We start from the raw sequence: 19800 nt of genomic DNA, 5'->3' as shown, positions 1-19800 counted from the left end.
GCCGCAAACAGCCCGTGACCGGCGATAACCGCACGCCCAAGGCGCTGTGGAGATCGCCGGGGGCGGGTAGGCTGCCCGTTGCCGGTCGGCACCGCGGCGCCCGTCACCGCGCGACGATCGACCCCACCCGTCCCGAAAGGAACGCGACGTGCCGCCGTCCGCCGAGCCCAAGACCGCCAGCAACAGCTCTGGCGGCGTCCAGTCCCTTGAGCGCGCCTTCGACCTGCTGGAGCGGATGGCCGACGCCGGGGGCGAGGTCGGGCTGAGCGAGCTGTCCGGCAGCAGCGGACTGCCCCTGCCCACCATCCACCGGCTGATGCGGACGCTGGTGGCCTGCGGGTACGTACGCCAGCAGCCGAACCGGCGCTACGCGCTGGGCCCGCGGCTGATCCGGCTCGGCGAGAGCGCGTCCCGGCTGCTGGGCACCTGGGCCCGCCCCTACCTGGCGCAGTTGGTGGAGGAGACCGGCGAGACGGCGAACATGGCGCTGCTCGACGGCGACGAGGTGGTCTACGTGGCGCAGGTGCCCTCGCGCCACTCGATGCGGATGTTCACCGAGGTGGGGCGGCGGGTGCTGCCGCACTCGACGGGCGTGGGCAAGGCGCTGCTCGCGCACACCCCGCCCGAGGAGGTACGGGCCCTGCTCGCCCGCACCGGGATGCCCGCCGCGACACAGAAGACCATCACCTCGCCGGACGACTTCCTCGCCGCGCTGGAGCAGGTGCGCGAGGCGGGGTACGCGGTCGACGACAACGAGCAGGAGATGGGCGTGCGCTGTCTGGCGGTCTCCGTGCCCGACTCCCCCACGGCGGCGGCCATCTCGATCTCCGGCCCGGCCGGGCGGGTGACGGAGGAGGCCACGGAGGAGATCGTGCCGATCCTCAAGGCGGTCGCGGCCCAGCTGTCGGTGGCGCTCACCGACACGAACGGGAACGCGTAACGGGCACGCGCGGGAGCGCGTAACCGACGGCCGCGCGCCCGGGTCCGCGGCTGCGCACCGGGGCGGCCGTCGCGGCCCGGAGCGCGGGCCCGTGCCGTGCCGGGTGACCTGCCGCGACCCTGGTCAGCCCCGCTCCGTATCGGCACGCGTCAGCCCGTTCGGTACCGGCACGAGTCGACCCAGCTCCGTACCGACACGCGTCGGCCCACTCCGCACCGACACGCGTCGGCCCGCTCCGCACCGGCCGCCGCCGGTCCAGCCCCGTGCCCGGTCAGCCCCGTTCCGTACCGGCCCGGGAGCGCGGTACGTCGCCGAACAGGTCGACCGCCGTCCGCACCGCGCTCAGCGCGGGGGCCAGCGCGCTGACCGAGCCGAGCGCGCCCGCGACCAGCAGCAGCGAGCGGAAGAGCCGGGACAGCTCGGGCGGCGCGCCCGCGCGCGCCATGGCGTCCAGCGCCGCCAGCTCGTCCTCGGCTATGTCCCGGTCCGGCAAGTCCGCCCGGTACGCGGCGAGTTCGCGGCGCAGCCGGGTCACCGCCCGCAGCAGCTCCGCCGTTCTCGGGTCCTCACCGGTGCCGACCACCCGCATGTGCTCCACGACTGCGGCGCCCTTCATGGCCGGAGCGCCGGACAGCCGCCCACGCCCCGCACGATTGTCGGACAACACTCGCCTCTCCCCCTCGCGCGCCGTCGCGCGAGACACATCGCCCACACCGGCCGCGCCCGTCCGCGGATGACCGAACGCGCGTGGCCCGGATCAGTTAACGCCACTCTCCGCACAGCGCGCCACACGGAGGGCGAAATTCAGGTCCCCGATTTCTTCCGGCTTCCCTCGGAACGGGCTGGTTCGGGCGCGGCTCGGACGGATGCGGTATGCAGAGGCCATGACGCGTACGAAAGGTGACGCCGCCTCACACGAGGCGGCAGGCGCGGGCCCCGTGGCCGGGCTGCTGCTGGCGGCGGGCGGCGGGCGGCGGTTGGGCGGGCGGCCCAAGGCGCTGCTGCCGTACCGGGGTCGGCCGCTGGTGGAGCGGGCCGTCGCGGCGCTGCGTGCGGGCGGCTGCGGGCCGGTCCAGGTCGTGCTGGGCGCGGCCGCCGAGGAGGTGCGGCGGCGGGCCGAACTGTCCGGCTGCCTGCTGGCGGAGAACCCCGACTGGGCGTCGGGCATGGGTTCCTCGCTGCGCACCGGGCTGGCGGCGCTGGCCGGGACCGAGGCGTCGGCGGCGCTGGTGATGCTCGTGGACCAGCCGCGGATCGGCCCGGAGGTGGTGGCCCGGCTGGTGGCCGCCCACCGCTCGGGGGCGGCCCTGGTGGCGGCGACGTATGGCGGGGAGCGCGGCCATCCGGTGCTCTTCGCGCGCGAGCACTGGGCGGGGGTCGCGGCGGCGGCCGCCGGGGACCGCGGCGCCCGCGACTTCCTGCGCGCGCACGAGGCGGAACTCACCCGCGTCGAGTGCGGGGACATCGCCGCGCCCGACGACATCGACACACCCGAGGACCTCGCACTCCTGGATTGAATCCTCCCCTCTCTGACGGGAGGGGATTCCTGGCTCAGGCAGCCGCCTGGGGCAGCGCCCCAGGCGGTCTTACGCCCTCAGCACCAGCCGGGTTGAGACCAGCCCGGATGAGCATCACACGTGCGGAGTTCTTGTCCCTGGGGGACACGGTTCCGCATGCGGTGCAGGTGTAGGTGCGCTCTCCTAGCGGTAGTGCGTGCTTGGCTCTCGCTCCGCAGTGTCCGCAGTCCATCGTGGTGTGCGCGGGGTGTACCAGGCGCACGGTGCGTCCGTGCTTGCGGCCCATCTCGATCAGGGCCTGTTTGGTGGCGCCGATGGCGGCGTCGGCAGCCTTTCGGGCCATGGTGGTCCTGGCGAGGAACTTCGGCTTGAAGTCCTCGACGGCCAGCACGTCATGGTCGGTCACAACCTTCTTGGCCCATTTACGGCCGGCGTCCTGGCGCTGGCATGCGACCTTCTTGTGCAGCTTGGCGCGCAGTCGCTTCGCTTCGCGGTAGCCCTTCGATCCAGCCTGCCCCTTCTTCGGCTTGCGGCGAGCCATCATCCGGTCGTACCAGGTCAGCTTCGCCTTGGCCCTCGCGTGCGAGATCCGCATACCCGCGCCCCTGTCCCGCCGTGATCACCTCAATCGGCGAACGCGGGCACACACGTTCGCCTTTGCCCGGCCCCGCCGGGCCGGGTGAATCTGTGTGAACGAGGTGGCACTCTGAGCCACCTCGCGGGGCGCCCCGGCGAGAAAAAATCTCTCGACATCAACAAACCATTGAACTTCCACCATGAGGAAATTATTCTCCACTGGTCAGAAGCGCTTTGAGCATCGCCGAACCGTCCGATGCCGTCGGCCGCCGCGCCTGATGAGCTGCGGCACCCCGTGCCATCGCAAAAGGAGTGACAGCCCATGTCCGCACCAGCGCCGTCCCAGCCGGCCATCGTCGACGCAAGCCCCCTGGCACGTCAGGGCGAGGTGCTGACCGGCGAGGCCCTCGCCTTCCTCGCCGAACTCCACCACCGCTTCACCCCGCGCCGCGACGAGTTGCTGGCCCGCCGCGCCGAGCGCCGCGCCGAGATCGCCCGCACGAGCACGCTGGACTTCCTGCCGGAGACCGCGCACATCCGCGAGGACGAGACCTGGCGGGTCGCCCCGGCCCCGCCCGCGCTGAACGACCGCCGGGTGGAGATCACCGGCCCGACGGACCGCAAGATGACCATCAACGCACTCAACTCGGGCGCACGGGTCTGGCTCGCCGACTTCGAGGACGCCTCCGCCCCACCTGGGAGAACGTCATCCTCGGCCAGCTCAACCTGATCGACGCCTACGAGCGCCGGATCGACTTCACCAGCCCCGAGGGGAAGACCTACGCGCTGCGGCCCGCCGACGAGTTGGCGACCGTCGTCATGCGGCCGCGCGGCTGGCACCTGGACGAGCGCCACCTCCAGGTCGACGGGCGGGCCCTGCCCGGCGCCCTCGTCGACTTCGGGCTGTACTTCTTCCACAACGCCCAGCGCCTGATCGACCTGGGCAAGGGCCCGTACTTCTACCTGCCCAAGACCGAGTCGCACCTCGAGGCGCGGCTGTGGAACGACATCTTCGTCTTCGCCCAGACGTACGTGGGCATCCCGCAAGGGACCGTCCGCGCCACCGTCCTGATCGAGACCATCACCGCCGCGTACGAGATGGAGGAGATCCTCTACGAGCTGCGCGACCACGCCGCCGGGCTCAACGCGGGCCGCTGGGACTACCTGTTCTCGATCGTGAAGAACTTCCGCGACGGCGGGCCGAAGTTCGTCCTCCCCGACCGCAACGCGGTGACGATGACGGCCCCGTTCATGCGCGCGTACACCGAACTCCTGGTGCGCACCTGCCACAAGCGCGGGGCCCACGCCATCGGCGGCATGGCGGCCTTCATCCCCTCCCGCAAGGACCCCGAGGTCAACAAGGTGGCGTATCAGAAGGTCCGCGCCGACAAGGACCGGGAGGCCGCAGACGGCTTCGACGGCTCCTGGGTGGCGCACCCCGACCTGGTGCCGATCGCCCTGGCCTCCTTCGACGCGGTGCTGGGCGACCGCCCGAACCAGAAGGACCGCCTGCGGGAGGACGTCCACGTCACCGGCGCCGAGCTGATCGACATCGCCTCGCTGGAGGCCGCGCCGACGTACGAGGGGCTGCGCAACGCCGTCCAGGTCGGCATCCGCTACATCGAGGCGTGGCTGCGCGGGCTCGGCGCGGTCGCCATCTTCAACCTGATGGAGGACGCCGCCACCGCCGAGATCTCCCGCTCGCAGATCTGGCAGTGGATCAACGCGGGCGTCGAGTTCGAGCACGACGGCCGGACCGTGCGCGCCACGGCGGAACTGGCCCGCGAGGTGGCGGCCACGGAACTGGCCGCCATCCGCGAGGAGATCGGCGAGGAGGCGTTCGCCGCGGGCCGCTGGCAGCAGGCGCACGACCTGCTGCTGAAGGTGGCGCTGGACGAGGACTACGCGGACTTCCTGACCTTGCCCGCGTACGAGCTGCTGGGCTGAACCGCTTCCTCCACTGCCGGGCGGGCCGACTCCTGCGGCCCGCCCGGCGTCTTTCGTCCCACGTGGTTGAAGGCCAGGTTCAGCGCGACAGCGACCAGGCAGCCCGTGCTGATGCCCGAGTCCAGCACGACCAGCAGGTCGTCGGGGAAGGCGTGGTAGAAGTCCGGTGCGGCGATGGGGATCAGCCCGATACCCAGCGCCGCGGCCACGATCAGCGCGTTGTCGCCCTTCTCCAGCGCCGCGCCGGCCAGGGTCTGGACCCCGCTGGCGGCCACCGAGCCGAAGAGGACGATGCCCGCGCCGCCGAGCACCGGCAGCGGCACCAGGGAGATCACCGAGGCGGCGACCGGGCACAGGCCGAGCACGACGAGGATCGCGCCGCCGGTCGCCACGACGAAGCGGCTGCGTACCTTCGTCATCGCGACCAGGCCGATGTTCTGGGCGAAGGCGCTGGTGGCGAAGCCGTTGAACAGCGGACTCACGGCGGTGCCCAGGGTGTCCGCGCGCAGGCCGCCCTCCAGGGTCCGCTCGTCCGCCGGCCGGTCGACGATCTGGCCCAGCGCGAGCATGTCCGCCGTCGATTCGGTCATGCAGACCAGCATCACCACGCACATCGAGACGATCGCCGCGATGTCGAACTGCGGGGCGCCGAAGTGGAAGGGCGTCGGGAAGCCGACGATGTCGGCGTCGCGGATCGCGTCGGTGTGGGTGACCCCGAAGGGTATGGCGATCAGCGTGCCGCCGATGAGGCCGAGCAGGATCGCGATCTGCTGGAGGAAGCCGCGCAGCACCCGGCGCAGGACGAGGACGAGGAGGAGGGTGGCGGCGGCCAGGCCGAGGAGTTTCGGGTCTCCGTAGTCGTCGGCGTGCCGGTCGCCGCCCTGGGCCCAGTTGAAGGCCACGGGCAGCAGGGAGATGCCGATGAGGGTGATGACGGTGCCGGTGACCAGCGGCGGGAAGAAGCGCACCAGCCGACAGAAGTAGGGCGCGAGGAGAAAGCCGAGGACTCCGGCGACGATCGTGGCACCGAAGATGACGGGCAGGGCGTCGTGCGGCCCGGCGCCGTTGCCGATGGCGATCATCGGGGTCACGCCCGCGAAGGAGACGCCGTTGACGAACGGCAACCGGGCGCCGACCCGCCAGAACCCGAGGGTCTGGAGGAGGGTGGCGATGCCCGCCGTGAACAGGCTGGCCCCCATGAGGAAGGTGGTCTCGGTGGGCGAGAGCCCGACCGCCGGGCCGATGATCATGGGCGGGGCCACCACGCCCGCGTACATCGCGGCCACGTGCTGCAGCCCGCTGGTGAACATCTTGAAGGGGGAAGAGTCTGATCGACCGGATGCACGCCGATCCTCCTGTCGGGTAACACGCCACGGCGGACGCGGGTTTCAGGGAGGTGCTGTGGGGGGTGTGCTGGTGGTGCTCAGACGCGTGCGGGTGCGCGTACGGGGAGCGCACGGCTACGGGTACGGGTGCGCGTACGGCAGAAGGGAGCCCGGTGGGGCTCCCTTCGGAAGACTTCCACCGCGCCCGGGGACGTGGGTTACGGGCCCCCGCCCCCGGGCGCGGCGCTCGTGGCCGAAGAGGTCCACGAGCCCGGCCGGGAGCCGTCCCTCCCGGCCGAGTTCCTGTGGTGTTGTGCTGTGCCGCTGATGTTGTGCTGTGCGGCGGTGTGCGCCGTGGCGCGGGGGTCAGCCCGCGGCGGCGGCGATGCGGGCGAGGCGCCGGGCCTCCTCCCGCGTGCTGCGGGCGATGGCGTCCTCGTCGGCGGTGGTGAGGCGGCCCGCCTCGACGACGGGCCTGCCGTTGACGAGGGAGAGGGTCACCGGGGCGGCCGCGCCGAAGACCAGTGCCGCCACCGGGTCGGCGATCGACGCGTGGCCGATGCCGTCGAGCTTCCACAGCACCAGGTCGGCGAGCTTGCCGGCCTCCAGTGAGCCGATCTGGTCCGCGCGGCCGAGCACCTGGGCGCCGCCGTAGGTGCCCAGACGCAGCGCCTGGCGGGCGTTCAGCGCCTGCTCCCGGTGGCCGCCGAGGCGGTTGATGAGCAGCGCGTTGCGCAGTTCGGTGTGCAGTTCGCCGGACTCGTTGGAGGCGGTGCCGTCCACGCCGAGGCCTACGGGGACGCCCGCGGCGAGCATGTCGGGGACGCGGGCGATGCCGGCGGCCAGCCGGGCGTTGGAGGAGGGGCAGTGGGCGACGCCGGTCCTGGTACGGGCGAAGGCGGCGATGTCGGAGTCGGTCATGTGGACGCAGTGCGCCATCCACACGTCCTCGCCGAGCCAGCCGGTGGACTCGAAGTAGTCGGTGGGGCCCATGCCGAACAGCTCGTGGCAGAACTTCTCCTCCTCCACGGTCTCCGAGCCGTGGGTGTGGAGCCGTACGCCCTTGGCGCGGGCCAGTTCGGCGCCCTGGCGCATCAGCTCGGTGGAGACGGAGAACGGCGAGCAGGGTGCCACCGCGATCTGCGTCATGGCGTCGAACGAGGCGTCGTGGTGCCGGTCGATGGTCTCCTCGGTGGCGGCCAGCGCCCCGTCGAGGGTCTCGACGGCGAAGTCCGGCGGCAGCCCGCCGTCGGACTCGCCGCGGTCCATGGAGCCGCGGGCCAGGGTGAACCGGACCCCCATGTCGGCGGCGGCGCGGACGATGGTGCCGGACAGGTCGCCGGAGCCGCGCGGGAAGACGTAGTGGTGGTCCATGGCGGTGGTCACGCCGCCGCGGGCCATCATGGCCAGCGAGCCCTGGGCGGCCGCGTGCACCATCTGCTCGTCGATGCGGGCCCAGGTCGGGTAGAGCGCGACCAGCCAGTTGAAGAGGTTGCAGTCCTGGGCCAGGCCCCGGGTGATCCACTGGTAGAAGTGGTGATGGGTGTTGACCAGGCCGGGGGTGGCCAGGTGGCCGGTGCCGTCGATCCGGCGGACCACGTTCTCCAGCCGGCCGGGGGCCGCGCCCGCCCCCACGGATTCGATGCGGTTGTCGGCGATCACGACGTGGCCGGAGGCGTACTCGGTGTCGTGCGCGTCCACGGTCGCGATGGCGCAGTTCTCGATGACGATGCGCGAAGCTGCCATGGGGGTTCCTCGTTCTTCCCTGTGGAATGCGCGGGCCCGGGGGTCGAGCGGGGTGACGACCGGGCCCGCGGTACTGCTCAGTGTGCGCAGATGCCCCCGCTCTCCCCTGGGAGCGACGCCGGCGCGCGCGTCGGGGGATGGCCCTGCAGGACAGCCGCCCTACAGGTTGGTCAGGTCGACCGGGATCTGCGGCTCGACGCCGTCCCGCAGGATGGTGGCCTCGATGAGGCCGTACGGGCGGTCGGCGGCGAAGTAGACCTCATTGTCGTTCTTCAGGCCGAACGGTTCGAGATCGACCAGGAAGTGGTGCTTGTTCGGCAGCGAGAAGCGGATCTCGTCGATCTCGCTGCGGCTGTTGATGACCCGTGCGCCCATTTGGTACAGGGTCTGCTGGAGCGAGAGGGAGTAGCTCTCCGCGAAGGCCTGGAGCATGTGCTTCTTGGCCTGGGCGTAGGACTTGTCCCAGTTCGGCATGCGCTCCTCGTCAGTGGACCAGCCGTAGCGCCACTGGGACGACACCTGGGTGGCGAGGATGCGGTCGTACGCCTCCTGGAGCGTCGTGTACTTGTCCTTGATGTAGCCCCAGAACTCCGAGTTGGTGGAGTTCATCACCACCAGGTCCTTCAGCCCGGATATCACCTGCCAGCGCTCGCCGTCGAAGGTGATCTGGGTGGTGCGGGTCTCCTGGCCCTTGCGGACGAAGGAGTGCTTGACCTCGTCGGCGCCGATGAAGCGGGAGTTGCCGTCGGAGGTCTCGATGCGCTCCCAGGCGTACTCCTCGATCCGGATCCGGGCGCGGTGGATCGGCTCCTGGCTGGTCACGAAATGCCGGGCCAGGTGGATGCCGAACTGCTCGGCCGACTCGATGCCGTGCTCCTTGGCGAACGCGTACACCGTGTTCTTGGTGGTGTCGGTCGGCAGGACGCTGGCGTTGGAGCCGGAGAGGTGGACCTCGTCCATGTCGCCGGAGAGCGCGACGGAGACGTTGAGGTCCTTGATGTGGTGCGTGGCGCCGTCCCGCGTGATCTTGACGACGCGGTTCTCTGCTTTGCCGTACTGGTTCTGGCCGAGAATCGTGGGCATTGTCTGCTAGCTCCCTCGGTAAACGGAGTAGCCGAACGGGTTGAGCAGCAGCGGTACGTGGTAGTGCTCTCCGGGCGTGACGGCGAAGGTGATCGCCACCTCGGGGAAGAACGCGCCGCTGTCCCGATTCGCGGGGGCGTCCTGCTGCGCATCGGCTTGCTTCTTCTCGAAGTACGGCTCGACGGCGAAGTCGAGCCGCACGTGGGTCGTCCCCTCCGGCAGGGCCGGAAGGTCCTTGCACCGGCCGTCCGCGTCGGTCGCGGAGCCACCGAGCGGCTGCCAGTCCGCCTCGCGGCCCGCGCGGGCGGAGAGCCGCACGGCGACGCCCTCGGCGGGGCGGCCGGCACTGGTGTCCAGGATGTGGGTGGAGACGGAGGCGGTGGTGTCCGTGCTCATGCGCTCTCTCCCTCTACGAGCCGGGTCAGCCGGATGCGGTTGATCTTCCCCAGTTCGGTGCGGACGATCTCGCGCTCGGTGTTCGGGTCGTTGCCGATCCGCTCCTTGAGGGCGGCGAGCATCTGGTCGCCGGTGCGGCCGGTGGCGCAGATCAGGAAGACGTGGCCGTGCCGGTCCTGGTACGCGAGGTTGAGTTCGAGCAGTTCCTCGCGCACGGACTCCTGTACCCCGCTCTGCTCCCGCGCCGAGGTCGGGTCGCCCGGCTTGGGGCGCCCGATGGGCGGGTGGCCCGCCATCGCCTCGGCGAGGTCGGCGGGGGTGAGGGCCGCCATGGCGGCGTCACTCGCGGCGTAGAGGGCCTCCGCGTCGGCGTACGGGCGGCCGCCCGCCACCGCCGCGCTCCACGACCGGCTGGCGCACACCTCGCGCAGCAGCTCGGCCGCCTGCGGCTCGTCGCTTGAGTTGAGCCGGGTGAGGCCCGGCGTCGCGCTGGAAGTCACACCGGCAAGCTAGGAGCCGCCGGTACAACCCGTCAACACTTTGTTGAAAACTTCTGGTAACAGACGTTGCCGCGAGGTTACCCGCCGGTCGCGCCATTACTCGCCGTTACGCGCCGGGCTCGCCGTCACTCCCCGGCCTTCGCCGCACTCTCCCGGTTCAGGTAGTTGTAAACCGTGAAGCGGCTGACGCCGAGCGCGGCGGCCACGGTCTCCACGCCGTGTCGCACCGAGAACGCGCCGCGCTGCTCCAGGATGCGCACGACCGACTGCTTGGTCTTGCGGTCCAGCTCCGCCAGCGGCATGCCGTGGCGGCGCTGGAGCTCGGCGAGGATGTGGTCCAGCGAGTCGGACAGGTGCGGCAGCCGGACGGCCACCAGCTCCCGACCCTCCCAGGAGAGCACGACGTCGTCGCCCTCGGCGCGGTCCGGCGCGACCATCTCGCCGCCCATGGCGTCGACGAGCGGCTTGACCGCGGCCACGAACGGGTGGTCGGCGGCGACGGACGGGTGGTCGGCGGAATCGATCACGCCTCGCCCTCCCCTACCACGTTGACCTGCAACGACACCCGGGTGGCACCGGCGGCCAGGGACTTGCGCAGCAGTTCGTCCACGGCGCTGAGCACCTGTTCCGCCCGGCCCTCGGCGGTGTTGCCGAAGGGACCCACGTCGACGGCGTCCAGCTGGGCGGACTGCAGCACCTCGCGGGCCGCCACCGCGTGCGGCGGCGCCTCGTCGAGGTCGAACGGCTCGGTCGTGAACTCCACCTTCAATCTCACCCGGCCAACCTACTGCGCCCGGCCGCGGATCCGGCAGCCCCACTTGACAGCCCGCCGAAGTCCGCTGCACTCTTCCGTCAGACAGAAACCAACTTCCGCGATACGGAAGGAGCGCAGCGCCAGTGGGATTCCAGGACCAGCGCTTCGATGTGAACCTCTCGATCCTCTTCACGGAGCTTCCGCTGCTGGAGCGCCCGGCGGCCGCCGCCGCGGCGGGCTTCCGCGCGGTGGAGCTGTGGTGGCCCTGGGTCGACTCGCCCACGCCTCCGCAGGCCGAACTCGACGCCCTTGCCGTGGCGTTGGACGCCGCCGGGACGCAGCTCGTGGGCCTGAACTTCTACGCCGGGCAGCTCCCGGGCCCCGACCGCGGCGCCCTGTCCCTCCCCGGTGAGGAGTCGGACCGCTTCCGCGCCAACATCGACGTGGCGGCCGACTTCGCCCGGTCGGTGGGGTGCACCGCGCTGAACGCGCTCTACGGCAACCGGATCGCGGGCGTCGACCCGCAGATCCAGGACAGCCTCGCGCTGGAGAACCTGGTCCTGGCGGCCCGCGCCGCCGACCGGGTGGGCGCGACGCTGCTGATCGAGGCGCTGAACGCGCCGGAGTCCCCGCTCTACCCGCTGGTGAGCGCACCCGCCGCCATCGAGGTCGTGGACAAGGTCAACGCCGCCACCGGCCTCGGCAACGCCAGGTTCCTGATGGACCTGTACCACCTGTCGATGAACGGCGAGAACCTGCCCGAGGTCATCGACGCCCACGCCGCCAAGACCGGCCACGTACAGATCGCGGACAACCCCGGCCGCGGCGCCCCCGGCACCGGCTCCCTGCCGCTGGAGGAGCTGCTCGACCAGCTCCGCAAGGCGGGCTACGACGGCTGGGTGGGCCTGGAGTACAAGGCGGGCGACCGCCCGAGCGCCGACTCCTTCGGCTGGCTGCCGGCCTGACCCCCGCGCCGCGCGCCGCCGTTTTCGTACCGAAGCTTTGAAAGAGGCACCCTCATGAGCAATCTGCCCCACATCGCCTGGATCGGTCTCGGGATCATGGGCTCCCCCATGTCCGAGAACCTGATCAAGGCGGGCTACTCCGTCACCGGCTACACCCTCGAGCAGGACAAGCTCGACCGGCTCGCCGCCGCCGGCGGCACCGCCGCCGGCTCGATCGCCGAGGCCGTCCGGGACGCCGACGTCATCATCACCATGGTCCCGGCCTCCCCGCAGGTCGAGGCCATCGCCTACGGCGAGGACGGCATCCTGGCCAACGCCAGGCGCGGCGCCCTCCTGATCGACATGTCCTCCATCACCCCGCAGACCTCGGTCGACCTGGCCGCGGCCGCGGCCGAGAAGGGCGTGCGGGTGCTGGACGCCCCGGTCTCCGGCGGCGAGGCGGGCGCGATCGAGGCCGTGCTGTCCATCATGGTCGGCGGCACCCAGGACGACTTCGACGCGGCCAAGCCGATCCTCGACGTGCTCGGCAAGACCATCGTGCTGTGCGGCCCGCACGGCTCCGGCCAGACGGTGAAGGCCGCCAACCAGCTGATCGTCGCGGTCAACATCCAGGCGTGCGCCGAGGCCGTGGTCTTCCTGGAGAAGTCCGGCGTGGACCTGGCCGCCGCCCTCGACGTCCTGGGCGGCGGGCTGGCCGGCTCCACCGTCCTGGCCCGCAAGACGGGCAACTTCCTGAACCGGGACTTCAAGCCCGGCTTCCGGATCGACCTGCACCACAAGGACATGGGCATCGTCACCGACGCCGCCCGGAACGTCGGCGCCGCCCTGCCGGTCGGCGCCGTGGTCGCGAACCTGGTCGCCTCGCTGCGCGCCCAGGGCGACGGCGGCCTGGACCACTCCGCGCTGCTGCGCGGCGTCGAGCGGCTCTCGGGCCAGAAGGTCGAGGGCTGAGCCATGGCTCTGCGCAAGATGCCCGCCATGGAGGCGGTCGTCCACGTCCTGAGGTCCGAGGGTGTCGACATCGCGTACGGCTGCCCCGGCGCCGCGATCCTCCCGCTGTACAAGGCGATGGAGACGGTCGGCGGCATCGACCACCTGACGGTCCGCCACGAGGAGGGCGCCACCCACATGGCGGACGGGTGGGCCCGTACGACCGGCAAGGTGGGCGTGGCCATCGGCACCTCGGGGCCGGCCGGCACCAACATGATCACCGGTCTGTACACCACCATCGCGGACTCGATCCCGATCATCTGCATCACCGGCCAGGCCGCCTCCACCAAGCTGCACCAGGAGGCGTTCCAGGCGGTCGACATCGTCGACATCGCCAAGCCGGTGACGAAGTGGGCGGTGCAGATCAAGGAGGCCGCACAGGCCCCGTGGATCTTCCGCGAGGCGTTCCGGATCGCCCGCTCCGGCCGTCCGGGTCCGGTCCTGATCGACATCCCGGTCGACGTCGCCCAGCGCGAGATCTGGTACGACCCGGAGATCGACGCCCCGCTGGCCGTCGAGGCGGTCAAGCCGCACCTGCCGCGCGTCGAGGCCGCCCTCGACCTGCTGCTGGCGGCCGAGAAGCCGCTGATCCTGGCGGGCGGCGGCGTGATCATCGCCGAGGCCGCAGACGAGGTGCGCGAGCTGGCGGAGCTGCTGCGGATACCGGTCCAGGTGACCTTGATGGGCAAGGGCGCCATCGATGAGGACCACGCGCTGTACTCCGGCATGACGGGGGTGCAGACCTCGCAGCGGTACGGCAACCAGTCGTTCCTGGAGTCCGACACCGTGCTGGCGGTCGGCGCCCGCTTCGGCGACCGCCACACCGGGCAGCTGGACACCTACCGGGGGACGCGGAAGTTCATCCACGTCGACATCGAGGCCACCCAGCTCGGCAAGGTCTTCGAGCCGGACCTGGGCATCGTCTCGGACGCCAGGCTGTTCCTGCGCGCGCTGATCGACGCCGCCAAGGCGAGGAAGCTGACGCGTACGGACGGCGCGTGGGTGGCCCGGGTCCAGGAGCTGCGGCAGACCCTGACCCGGCGCGAGGACTTCGACGACGTCCCGATCAAGGCCCCGAGGGCCTACAAGGAGATCAACGAGGTCTTCGACGAGGACACCTACTTCGTCACCGCGATCGGCCTGTACCAGATCTGGGGCGGCCAGCACCAGAAGGCGTACAAGCCGCGCCACTACCAGATCTGCGGCCAGGCGGGCCCGCTCGGCTGGGAGATCCCGGCGGCGATCGGCGTGAAGAAGGCCCTGGAGAACGAGGGCAAGGACAACGAGGTCGTCGGCATCGTCGGTGACTACGGCTTCCAGTACATGGTCGAGGAGCTCGCGGTCGCGGCCCAGTACAACGTCCCGTACGTCATCATCATGCTGAACAACGAGTACCTGGGCCTGATCCGCCAGGCGTCGATCCCGTTCGACATGAACTACCAGGTCGACATCCACTACGACGAGTACGGCTCCGACAACGTCAAGATCATGGAGGCGTACGGCTGCTCCGGCACCCGGGTCTACGACCCGAAGGACATCCGGTCCAGCCTGGAGTGGGCCCGCAAGGAGGCGCAGACCACGCGGCGCCCGGTGCTCGTGGAGATCATGATCGAGCGCGAGGCCAACACGCCGCACGGCCCGGCCATCGACGCCGTCAAGGAGTTCGAGCCGCTCCCCGGGGCCTGACCGCCCCCTGAGGGCCGCCCTCGACGGCGGGCCCTCCCCCGAGTTCCGCCCGGCGGCGCTGACCTGTCCCGTCGCGCCCAAAGTGCCGCCGGGCGGCACCCTCGACCATTGACATTTTGTTGAAGTAATCCCTAGTGTCCGCGATACGGAAACGCGCTACCGCAGGGCAGTAGTCACGGAAGGTCCGCCATGCCAAAGCACACGCTGACAACTGAGTCGGGCGCCCCCGTCGCCGACAATCAGAACTCCGCCACCGCCGGCCTCGGCGGCCCGCTCCTCCTCCAGGACCAGCACCTTCTGGAGAAGCTCGCCCGCTTCAACCGCGAGCGCATCCCGGAGCGCGTCGTGCACGCCCGCGGCTCCGGCGCGTACGGCCACTTCGAGGTGACCGACGACGTCACCGACGTCACCCGCGCCGCCTTCCTCGGCACCGTCGGCAAGCGCACCGAGGTGTTCCTGCGCTTCTCCACCGTCGCGGACAACCTCGGCGGCGCCGACGCCGTACGCGACCCGCGCGGCTTCGCGGTCAAGTTCTACACCGAAGAGGGCAACTACGACCTCGTCGGCAACAACACCCCGGTCTTCTTCATCAAGGACCCGATCAAGTTCCCGGACTTCATCCACTCCCAGAAGCGCGACCCGTTCACGGGCGTGCAGGAGCCGGACAACGTCTGGGACTTCTGGGCCCACGCCCCGGAGGCCACCCACCAGATCACCTGGCTCTTCGGCGACCGCGGCATACCGGCCTCGTACCGGCACATGAACGGCTACGGCTCGCACACCTACCAGTGGACGAACGCCGAGGGTGAGGCCTTCTTCGTCAAGTACCACTTCAAGACCAACCAGGGCATCCGCTGCCTGTCCGCCGAGCAGGCCGCCGAGACGGTCGGCCGGGACGCCAACAGCCACCAGCGGGACCTCGTCCAGTCCATCGAGCGCGGGGTGTACCCGTCGTGGACGGTGTACGTGCAGGTGATGCCCGCGGCCGAGGCGGCGGACTACCGCTTCAACCCGTTCGACCTCACCAAGGTGTGGCCGCACGCGGACTACCCGCTGCGCCGGGTCGGCCGCCTGGTCCTGGACCGCAACCCGGACAACGTCTTCGCCGAGGTCGAGCAGGCCGCGTTCTCGCCGAACAACTTCGTGCCCGGCATCGGCCCCTCCCCCGACAAGATGCTCCAGGGCCGCCTCTTCGCCTACGCCGACGCGCACCGCTACCGCCTGGGCGTCAACCACACCCAGCTGCCGGTCAACGCGCCCAAGGCGACCACCGCCGACAACTACGGCCGGGACGGCTTCATGGCGACCAACGGCCAGGGCCGCCACGCCAAGAACTACGAGCCCAACTCCTACGACGGCCCCGCCCAGACGGACCAGCCGCTGTCCGCCCCGCTCGCCGTCTCCGGCTGGACCGGCACCCACGCCGCACCCGCCCACACCAAGGACGACGACTTCTTCCAGGCGGGCGAGCTGTACCGGCTGATGTCGGAAGAGGAGAAGCAGCGCCTGGTCGCCAACATCGCGGGCAGCCTCTCCCAGGTCACCCGGGACGACGTGATCGAGAAGAACCTCGCCCACTTCCACGCCGCCGACGCCGACTACGGCAAGCGCGTGGACGCCGCCGTCCGCGAACTCCGCGAGGACTGACGCCACAAGACGAGGACTCACACCACCAGCCAGGGACCGGCTCCCTCACCGGTCCCGCTCAAGATCCGTCCGGCGGCGCGAACGTCCTGTCGCACGCAGCCTCGCGCCGTCGGACGGCTACCACGGCCGCTCCGCACCGCTTCACGCAGCGCCACCCTGCCGCCACGGATTGGGACGAACCCCCTTCCGTGGCGTCGTGCATCCGGGAGCATGGGAAGCACCTTCCCCGTCCATGGAGCCGTCCTGGAGCCGCAGATGACAGACAGTGTGCCGGTGCGCTGCCCCCGGTGCCGCCGCGAGCAGTCGTTCACGCCGCCCACGTTCCCGTGCGCGTGCGGCGCCCCGCTGACCCTGCCCGTCCTGCGCGACGGCGCGCCCGAGGTCGTGGACCACCGCACCTGGGACAACTGCTGGGTAACCGTCCGCTGCACCGGCTGCGGACGGCGGGACGACTGGCCCCAACCCGAGGTGGGCTGCCCCTGCGGCACGGTCGTCCGGGTGCCGGTGGCTCCCGCCCCCGAGCCCGCGTCCGACGAGGACCCGGCAGGCGCGGGAGGCGGGCTCCCGGCGGCGGGGCCGGCGGCCGGCACCGGCGTGCTGCGCCCCGCCTTCCGCCCGGTGACGATCCGTACGGCACGGGACGCGGTCACGGGCGCCGCGCTCTATCTGCGCTGGCTCGGCTTCGACGGTGCGCGCCGGACCGCGGACCACGCGGCCACCGGCGTCGATCTGCGCGGTCCCGGGCTGGTCGCCCGGGTCGACCCGACGACCCGCCCCACGGCGGTCCGCGCGATCGAGTGCCTGTGGCTGAACGGGCTCAACGACTCCGCCGTCGCGGTGTTCTTCTCCCTGGCGGGCTACGCGAAGGACGCCCGCGACCGCGCCGACCAGTTGCTGGTGCCGCTGTTCGTCATGGACCTCACCGGGACGCCGCAGCCGGTCAACGACCCGGCGGACGACCTGATCCGCAACGGCCCGCCGGAGCTCTGAGCCCAGGGCGCCGCGCTCGTCCGTGTGGATCTCGGCGGTCAGGCGTTGCGATCATGACGGCTCGCGGGTTCTGTGGGAGCAGTGCCGCCCATCCGCGCCGTCCCGGAGGCCGCCATGGCTGCTCGCTGGTATGTGACGGTGCCGACCGCGCTCGTCGCCGCCCTCGCGCTGCTGCTGACCGGCTGCGGCGACGGCGGCGGTGGCGGGACCCCGCGCTCCCCCGGCGGCACCACCAGCCCGGCGCCGCCGTCCCCGCCGGGCGGCGACGAGACGGTCGAGGACGACATCGACGCGGCGGTACGGGCGACCGACGGCTTCTGGTCGGCCCACTGGACCGAGCTGTTCACCGGCGGGTACCGCTCGCCCCAGGTGTCGGGCGCGTACGACGGCGCCGCCCCGGACGTCCCCCTGTGCGGCGACGAGCCGCTGCCCGACGACAACGCCGTCTACTGCCCCGCCGGGGACTACGTCGCCTGGGACCTGGACCTGATGCGGCAGGGGCACCGGATGGGCGACGCATGGGTCTATCTGGTGATCGCCCACGAGTGGGGGCACGCCATCCAGAGCCGACTCAACGAGGAACTGGTCAGCCTGGCGGGCGAGTTGCAGGCGGACTGCCTGGCGGGGGCGGCGCTCTTCGGGGCCGCGCGGGACGGCACCCTCCGCATCGAGGAGGGCGACACGCGGGAGCTGGCGCAGGCGCTGGCCGCGCTGGCGGACGCGACGCCGTGGACCGACACCACGGACCACGGAGACGCGTCCGAGCGCATCGCGTCGTTCAGCCGGGGCGCGGAGTCGGGCGTGCGGGCCTGCCTCCCGGACGTCGTCCGCTGACGGCGGCGGGTCACGGCTCCCGGGAGCCGCGGCACCCGCTTCCGCCGGCACGGCCAGCTCGTCGTTCACGAGCGCTCCTTCATGCCTTTCCGTTGATGGTGATGTTCTGGGTGCCGTTCTGCGTCGCGTAGACGACACCGTTCCCCGAGGCTTTGTTGACCATCTTCGAGTGCCCCGGGGCTCGTTGGCCGGGATCGCCGCCGGGTGCGGGCGCCGGCGGAACCGCCGCGTATCCCGTCAGGTGGAGCCAGGCGTCCGCGGTGTATTCCTTCTCGGTGACGGTGATTTTGCGAAAGGTGTCCGGATCGATTCCGGGATAACCGTGTCGAACCGTCTCGTCGTAGAAGTGCCGCGAGACGAGGAGCGCGGCGGGCACGGTCTCCGGAGCCGCCGCCAGGGCGTCGCGCAGCGGAGCCGCGTCGAGGAGCCGGGCGAGGACCTCGAGCGGCCGGCCGGTGAACTCGCCGCCCGGGCCGAGGCAGACGTCGCCCGCGTGCAGGGCGATCCGGACGCGGATCCGGGTCGCCGGCCCCGCGTTGCGGTTGTGGGCGCGGAGGCGGACCTCGAGCTCGTGTACCAGCGGGTGGATCAGCCGGGTCTTGCGCACTCCGGCCGGCGCGGCCACCCGTATGCCGTCGCCCAGACTGTCGCGCAGGCATGCCTCCCAGTCGATCCCGCTCTCTTCGAACGACTCGCGCAGCGCCGCCGAAAGGACGCCGCGGATCTGCTGGAACGCGACGTTGCCGCGTCCCGCGGAATGCTCGATGTCGACGGCCAACAAGGCCCGGTATTCCAACTCTTGTCCCATACGGTCCTCCTGGTGCGGTGGCCGGACTCGTATTCCCCTATCCGTCGGTGACGGTCACGGCAAGGGCTCCTCGCGCCCGAATTCCCATGTCACCCCGATTGAAGGCTGGAGATCCCGTCGCAATACTGGATCCGGCCGCGGGGCCATCTCGTAGACGGGGGACTCGGGATGACGGGTGGAAGAGATCCGGACCGGGGCGCGGCCGGGCAGCGGCCCCGCGAGGGGTGGAGCTGGCCGCGGTCGAGCCTGCTGGGCGGGGTCGCCCCGGCCGCGCGCGACCGGCTGCTGGCCCTGGGCGCCCAGGCGCGGTACCCGGCCGACCGCGTGCTCATACGGGAGTCCGAGCGGACGACCTTCGTCCTGATCCTGCTGGACGGAGTGGTCAAGGCGACGGGTCGCACCGACGACGGCCGGGACGCCCTGCTGGCGGTCCGGATGGGCGGGGACCTGGTCGGCGAACTCGCCGCCGTGGACGGCCGGCCCCGGTCGGCGACGGTCGCCACCTGCGGGCCCGTCGTCGCCCGGGTCGTCACGCGCGGCGACTTCCTGGACTGCATGCGGCGCGACCCCGCGATCGCGCACGCGGTCAACGCGTCCATCGTGTCCAAACTCCGCGTCGCGAACGCCCATCGCATCGACTTCACCGGATGCGACGCCGCCACCCGGCTGGCCCGGGTGCTGCACCAGATCGCGATGACGTACGGGGAGCGGGCCGGCGAGGGAGCGGTGATCCACTGGCCGATCACGCAGCCGGAGTTGGCCGCGCTGTCCGGCGCGGCGGAGCCGACCGTGCACAAGGCGCTGCGCAGGCTCCGGCAGACGGGCGTGGTCTCCACGGGCTACCGCAGCATCAGGGTGGACGACCTCGCCCTGTTGAGCAGCATCGCCTTCGCCTAGCGAGGAAGTCGCCCGGCGAGGAAGTCCTTCGCCCAGCGAGGAAGTGAGCGGAAAACAGTCGTGTGACGGTATTGCCGCCAGTGGCGGTCATTAGCGTGGCGCTGGGCCGCCAGGGGGCGGTCACCTGCTCCGCGACGGGGAGAGTGGTGTGGCGATGGAAGACGCGGACGATGCAGTCGGAGCGGCGAACGGCCCCGAC

Annotated in this window: 17 protein-coding genes and 3 pseudogenes; 10 read left to right on the top strand and 10 right to left on the bottom strand. The window is 71.3% G+C overall.

The genetic code is table 11. The features are described 5' to 3' along the window. Positions 1-148 precede the first annotated feature (148 nt). Complete coding sequence (locus tag Q3Y56_RS27750; protein ID WP_304464527.1) at positions 149-940, top strand: IclR family transcriptional regulator; 792 nt, start codon at positions 149-151, stop codon at positions 938-940. A 271-nt stretch (positions 941-1211) separates the two neighbouring features. On the opposite strand, the gene Q3Y56_RS27745 is transcribed toward Q3Y56_RS27750, so the two are convergent. After that, on the bottom strand, positions 1212-1556 hold the full coding sequence (locus Q3Y56_RS27745) for a DUF5955 family protein (RefSeq protein ID WP_304464526.1): 345 nt from the start codon (positions 1554-1556) through the stop codon (positions 1212-1214). Positions 1557-1824: 268 nt separating this feature from the next. On the opposite strand from Q3Y56_RS27745, the gene Q3Y56_RS27740 reads away from it, so the two are divergent. Next, positions 1825-2457 (top strand): nucleotidyltransferase family protein, encoded by a 633-nt coding sequence (locus tag Q3Y56_RS27740; RefSeq protein WP_304464525.1) that lies wholly within the window; start codon positions 1825-1827, stop codon positions 2455-2457. A 34-nt stretch (positions 2458-2491) separates the two neighbouring features. Here the strand turns inward: Q3Y56_RS27740 and Q3Y56_RS27735 are convergent. Next, positions 2492-3034 (bottom strand): annotated as a pseudogene (locus tag Q3Y56_RS27735) (RNA-guided endonuclease InsQ/TnpB family protein); the annotation flags it as partial. 321 nt (positions 3035-3355) lie between these two features. Between Q3Y56_RS27735 and aceB the strand changes: the two are divergent. Beyond that, positions 3356-4980: pseudogene (gene aceB, locus Q3Y56_RS27730) on the top strand (malate synthase A). Here aceB and Q3Y56_RS27725 read toward each other — a convergent pair. The 7 genes and pseudogenes from Q3Y56_RS27725 to Q3Y56_RS27695 form a co-directional block, all read right to left on the bottom strand. Then, positions 4935-6349, bottom strand: a pseudogene (locus Q3Y56_RS27725) (nucleobase:cation symporter-2 family protein). The pseudogenes aceB and Q3Y56_RS27725 sit on opposite strands and share 46 nt — an antisense overlap. A gap of 322 nt (positions 6350-6671) precedes the next feature. After that, complete coding sequence (locus Q3Y56_RS27720) at positions 6672-8051, bottom strand: 8-oxoguanine deaminase (protein WP_304464524.1); 1380 nt, start codon at positions 8049-8051, stop codon at positions 6672-6674. Positions 8052-8210: 159 nt separating this feature from the next. Next, the gene (gene pucL, locus Q3Y56_RS27715; RefSeq protein ID WP_304464523.1) at positions 8211-9134 is read right to left on the bottom strand and encodes a factor-independent urate hydroxylase; all 924 of its coding nucleotides are present in this window, start codon (positions 9132-9134) and stop codon (positions 8211-8213) included. Between the two features lie 6 nt (positions 9135-9140). After that, on the bottom strand, positions 9141-9530 hold the full coding sequence (uraH, locus tag Q3Y56_RS27710) for a hydroxyisourate hydrolase (protein WP_304464522.1): 390 nt from the start codon (positions 9528-9530) through the stop codon (positions 9141-9143). Next, complete coding sequence (gene uraD / locus Q3Y56_RS27705; RefSeq protein WP_304464521.1) at positions 9527-10030, bottom strand: 2-oxo-4-hydroxy-4-carboxy-5-ureidoimidazoline decarboxylase; 504 nt, start codon at positions 10028-10030, stop codon at positions 9527-9529. The genes uraH and uraD overlap by 4 nt, the downstream gene beginning before the upstream one ends. Before the next feature lie 125 nt (positions 10031-10155). Next, positions 10156-10557, bottom strand: a complete 402-nt coding sequence (locus tag Q3Y56_RS27700; RefSeq protein WP_304464520.1) for a helix-turn-helix domain-containing protein — start codon at positions 10555-10557, stop codon at positions 10156-10158. Next, positions 10554-10805: a hypothetical protein gene (locus Q3Y56_RS27695; protein ID WP_304464519.1), complete on the bottom strand. Its 252-nt coding sequence runs from the start codon at positions 10803-10805 to the stop codon at positions 10554-10556. Before Q3Y56_RS27695 ends, Q3Y56_RS27700 begins: the two co-directional genes overlap by 4 nt. A gap of 122 nt (positions 10806-10927) precedes the next feature. Here Q3Y56_RS27695 and Q3Y56_RS27690 point away from each other — a divergent pair, with 122 nt between their 5' ends. The 6 genes from Q3Y56_RS27690 (at position 10928) to Q3Y56_RS27665 (ending at position 17896) form a co-directional block, all read left to right on the top strand. Continuing rightward, positions 10928-11749 (top strand): TIM barrel protein, encoded by an 822-nt coding sequence (locus Q3Y56_RS27690; RefSeq protein WP_304464518.1) that lies wholly within the window; start codon positions 10928-10930, stop codon positions 11747-11749. A gap of 54 nt (positions 11750-11803) precedes the next feature. Beyond that, positions 11804-12700: a 2-hydroxy-3-oxopropionate reductase gene (locus tag Q3Y56_RS27685; protein WP_304464517.1), complete on the top strand. Its 897-nt coding sequence runs from the start codon at positions 11804-11806 to the stop codon at positions 12698-12700. 3 nt (positions 12701-12703) lie between these two features. Then, positions 12704-14425: a glyoxylate carboligase gene (gene gcl / locus Q3Y56_RS27680; protein ID WP_304464516.1), complete on the top strand. Its 1722-nt coding sequence runs from the start codon at positions 12704-12706 to the stop codon at positions 14423-14425. A gap of 189 nt (positions 14426-14614) precedes the next feature. Next, positions 14615-16072, top strand: a complete 1458-nt coding sequence (locus tag Q3Y56_RS27675) for a catalase (protein ID WP_304464515.1) — start codon at positions 14615-14617, stop codon at positions 16070-16072. Positions 16073-16327: 255 nt separating this feature from the next. Continuing rightward, the gene (locus tag Q3Y56_RS27670; RefSeq protein WP_304464514.1) at positions 16328-17062 is read left to right on the top strand and encodes a hypothetical protein; all 735 of its coding nucleotides are present in this window, start codon (positions 16328-16330) and stop codon (positions 17060-17062) included. Between the two features lie 114 nt (positions 17063-17176). Beyond that, positions 17177-17896: a neutral zinc metallopeptidase gene (locus Q3Y56_RS27665; protein ID WP_304464513.1), complete on the top strand. Its 720-nt coding sequence runs from the start codon at positions 17177-17179 to the stop codon at positions 17894-17896. A 79-nt stretch (positions 17897-17975) separates the two neighbouring features. Here Q3Y56_RS27665 and Q3Y56_RS27660 read toward each other — a convergent pair whose 3' ends face one another. Next, the gene (locus Q3Y56_RS27660) at positions 17976-18704 is read right to left on the bottom strand and encodes a hypothetical protein (RefSeq protein ID WP_304464512.1); all 729 of its coding nucleotides are present in this window, start codon (positions 18702-18704) and stop codon (positions 17976-17978) included. 168 nt (positions 18705-18872) lie between these two features. Between Q3Y56_RS27660 and Q3Y56_RS27655 the strand changes: the two genes are divergently transcribed. Further along, on the top strand, positions 18873-19601 hold the full coding sequence (locus Q3Y56_RS27655) for a Crp/Fnr family transcriptional regulator (RefSeq protein WP_304464511.1): 729 nt from the start codon (positions 18873-18875) through the stop codon (positions 19599-19601). Positions 19602-19800 lie beyond the last annotated feature (199 nt).

Source organism: Streptomyces sp. XD-27 (assembly GCF_030553055.1).
GTDB lineage: Bacteria > Actinomycetota > Actinomycetes > Streptomycetales > Streptomycetaceae > Streptomyces.
The sequence above is the reverse complement of the archived record's forward strand: the minus strand, read 5'-3'. Positions and strand labels throughout refer to the sequence as shown.

Coding starts and splice junctions, on each gene's coding strand:
- pucL (WP_304464523.1), bottom strand. CDS start 9,134: ATGCCCACGATTCTCGGCCAGAACCAGTACGGCAAAGCAGAGAACCGC.
- Q3Y56_RS27670 (WP_304464514.1), top strand. CDS start 16,328: ATGACAGACAGTGTGCCGGTGCGCTGCCCCCGGTGCCGCCGCGAGCAG.
- Q3Y56_RS27740 (WP_304464525.1), top strand. CDS start 1,825: ATGACGCGTACGAAAGGTGACGCCGCCTCACACGAGGCGGCAGGCGCG.
- Q3Y56_RS27720 (WP_304464524.1), bottom strand. CDS start 8,051: ATGGCAGCTTCGCGCATCGTCATCGAGAACTGCGCCATCGCGACCGTG.
- Q3Y56_RS27660 (WP_304464512.1), bottom strand. CDS start 18,704: ATGGGACAAGAGTTGGAATACCGGGCCTTGTTGGCCGTCGACATCGAG.
- Q3Y56_RS27655 (WP_304464511.1), top strand. CDS start 18,873: ATGACGGGTGGAAGAGATCCGGACCGGGGCGCGGCCGGGCAGCGGCCC.
- Q3Y56_RS27675 (WP_304464515.1), top strand. CDS start 14,615: ATGCCAAAGCACACGCTGACAACTGAGTCGGGCGCCCCCGTCGCCGAC.
- uraH (WP_304464522.1), bottom strand. CDS start 9,530: ATGAGCACGGACACCACCGCCTCCGTCTCCACCCACATCCTGGACACC.
- Q3Y56_RS27665 (WP_304464513.1), top strand. CDS start 17,177: ATGGCTGCTCGCTGGTATGTGACGGTGCCGACCGCGCTCGTCGCCGCC.
- Q3Y56_RS27745 (WP_304464526.1), bottom strand. CDS start 1,556: ATGAAGGGCGCCGCAGTCGTGGAGCACATGCGGGTGGTCGGCACCGGT.
- Q3Y56_RS27685 (WP_304464517.1), top strand. CDS start 11,804: ATGAGCAATCTGCCCCACATCGCCTGGATCGGTCTCGGGATCATGGGC.
- gcl (WP_304464516.1), top strand. CDS start 12,704: ATGGCTCTGCGCAAGATGCCCGCCATGGAGGCGGTCGTCCACGTCCTG.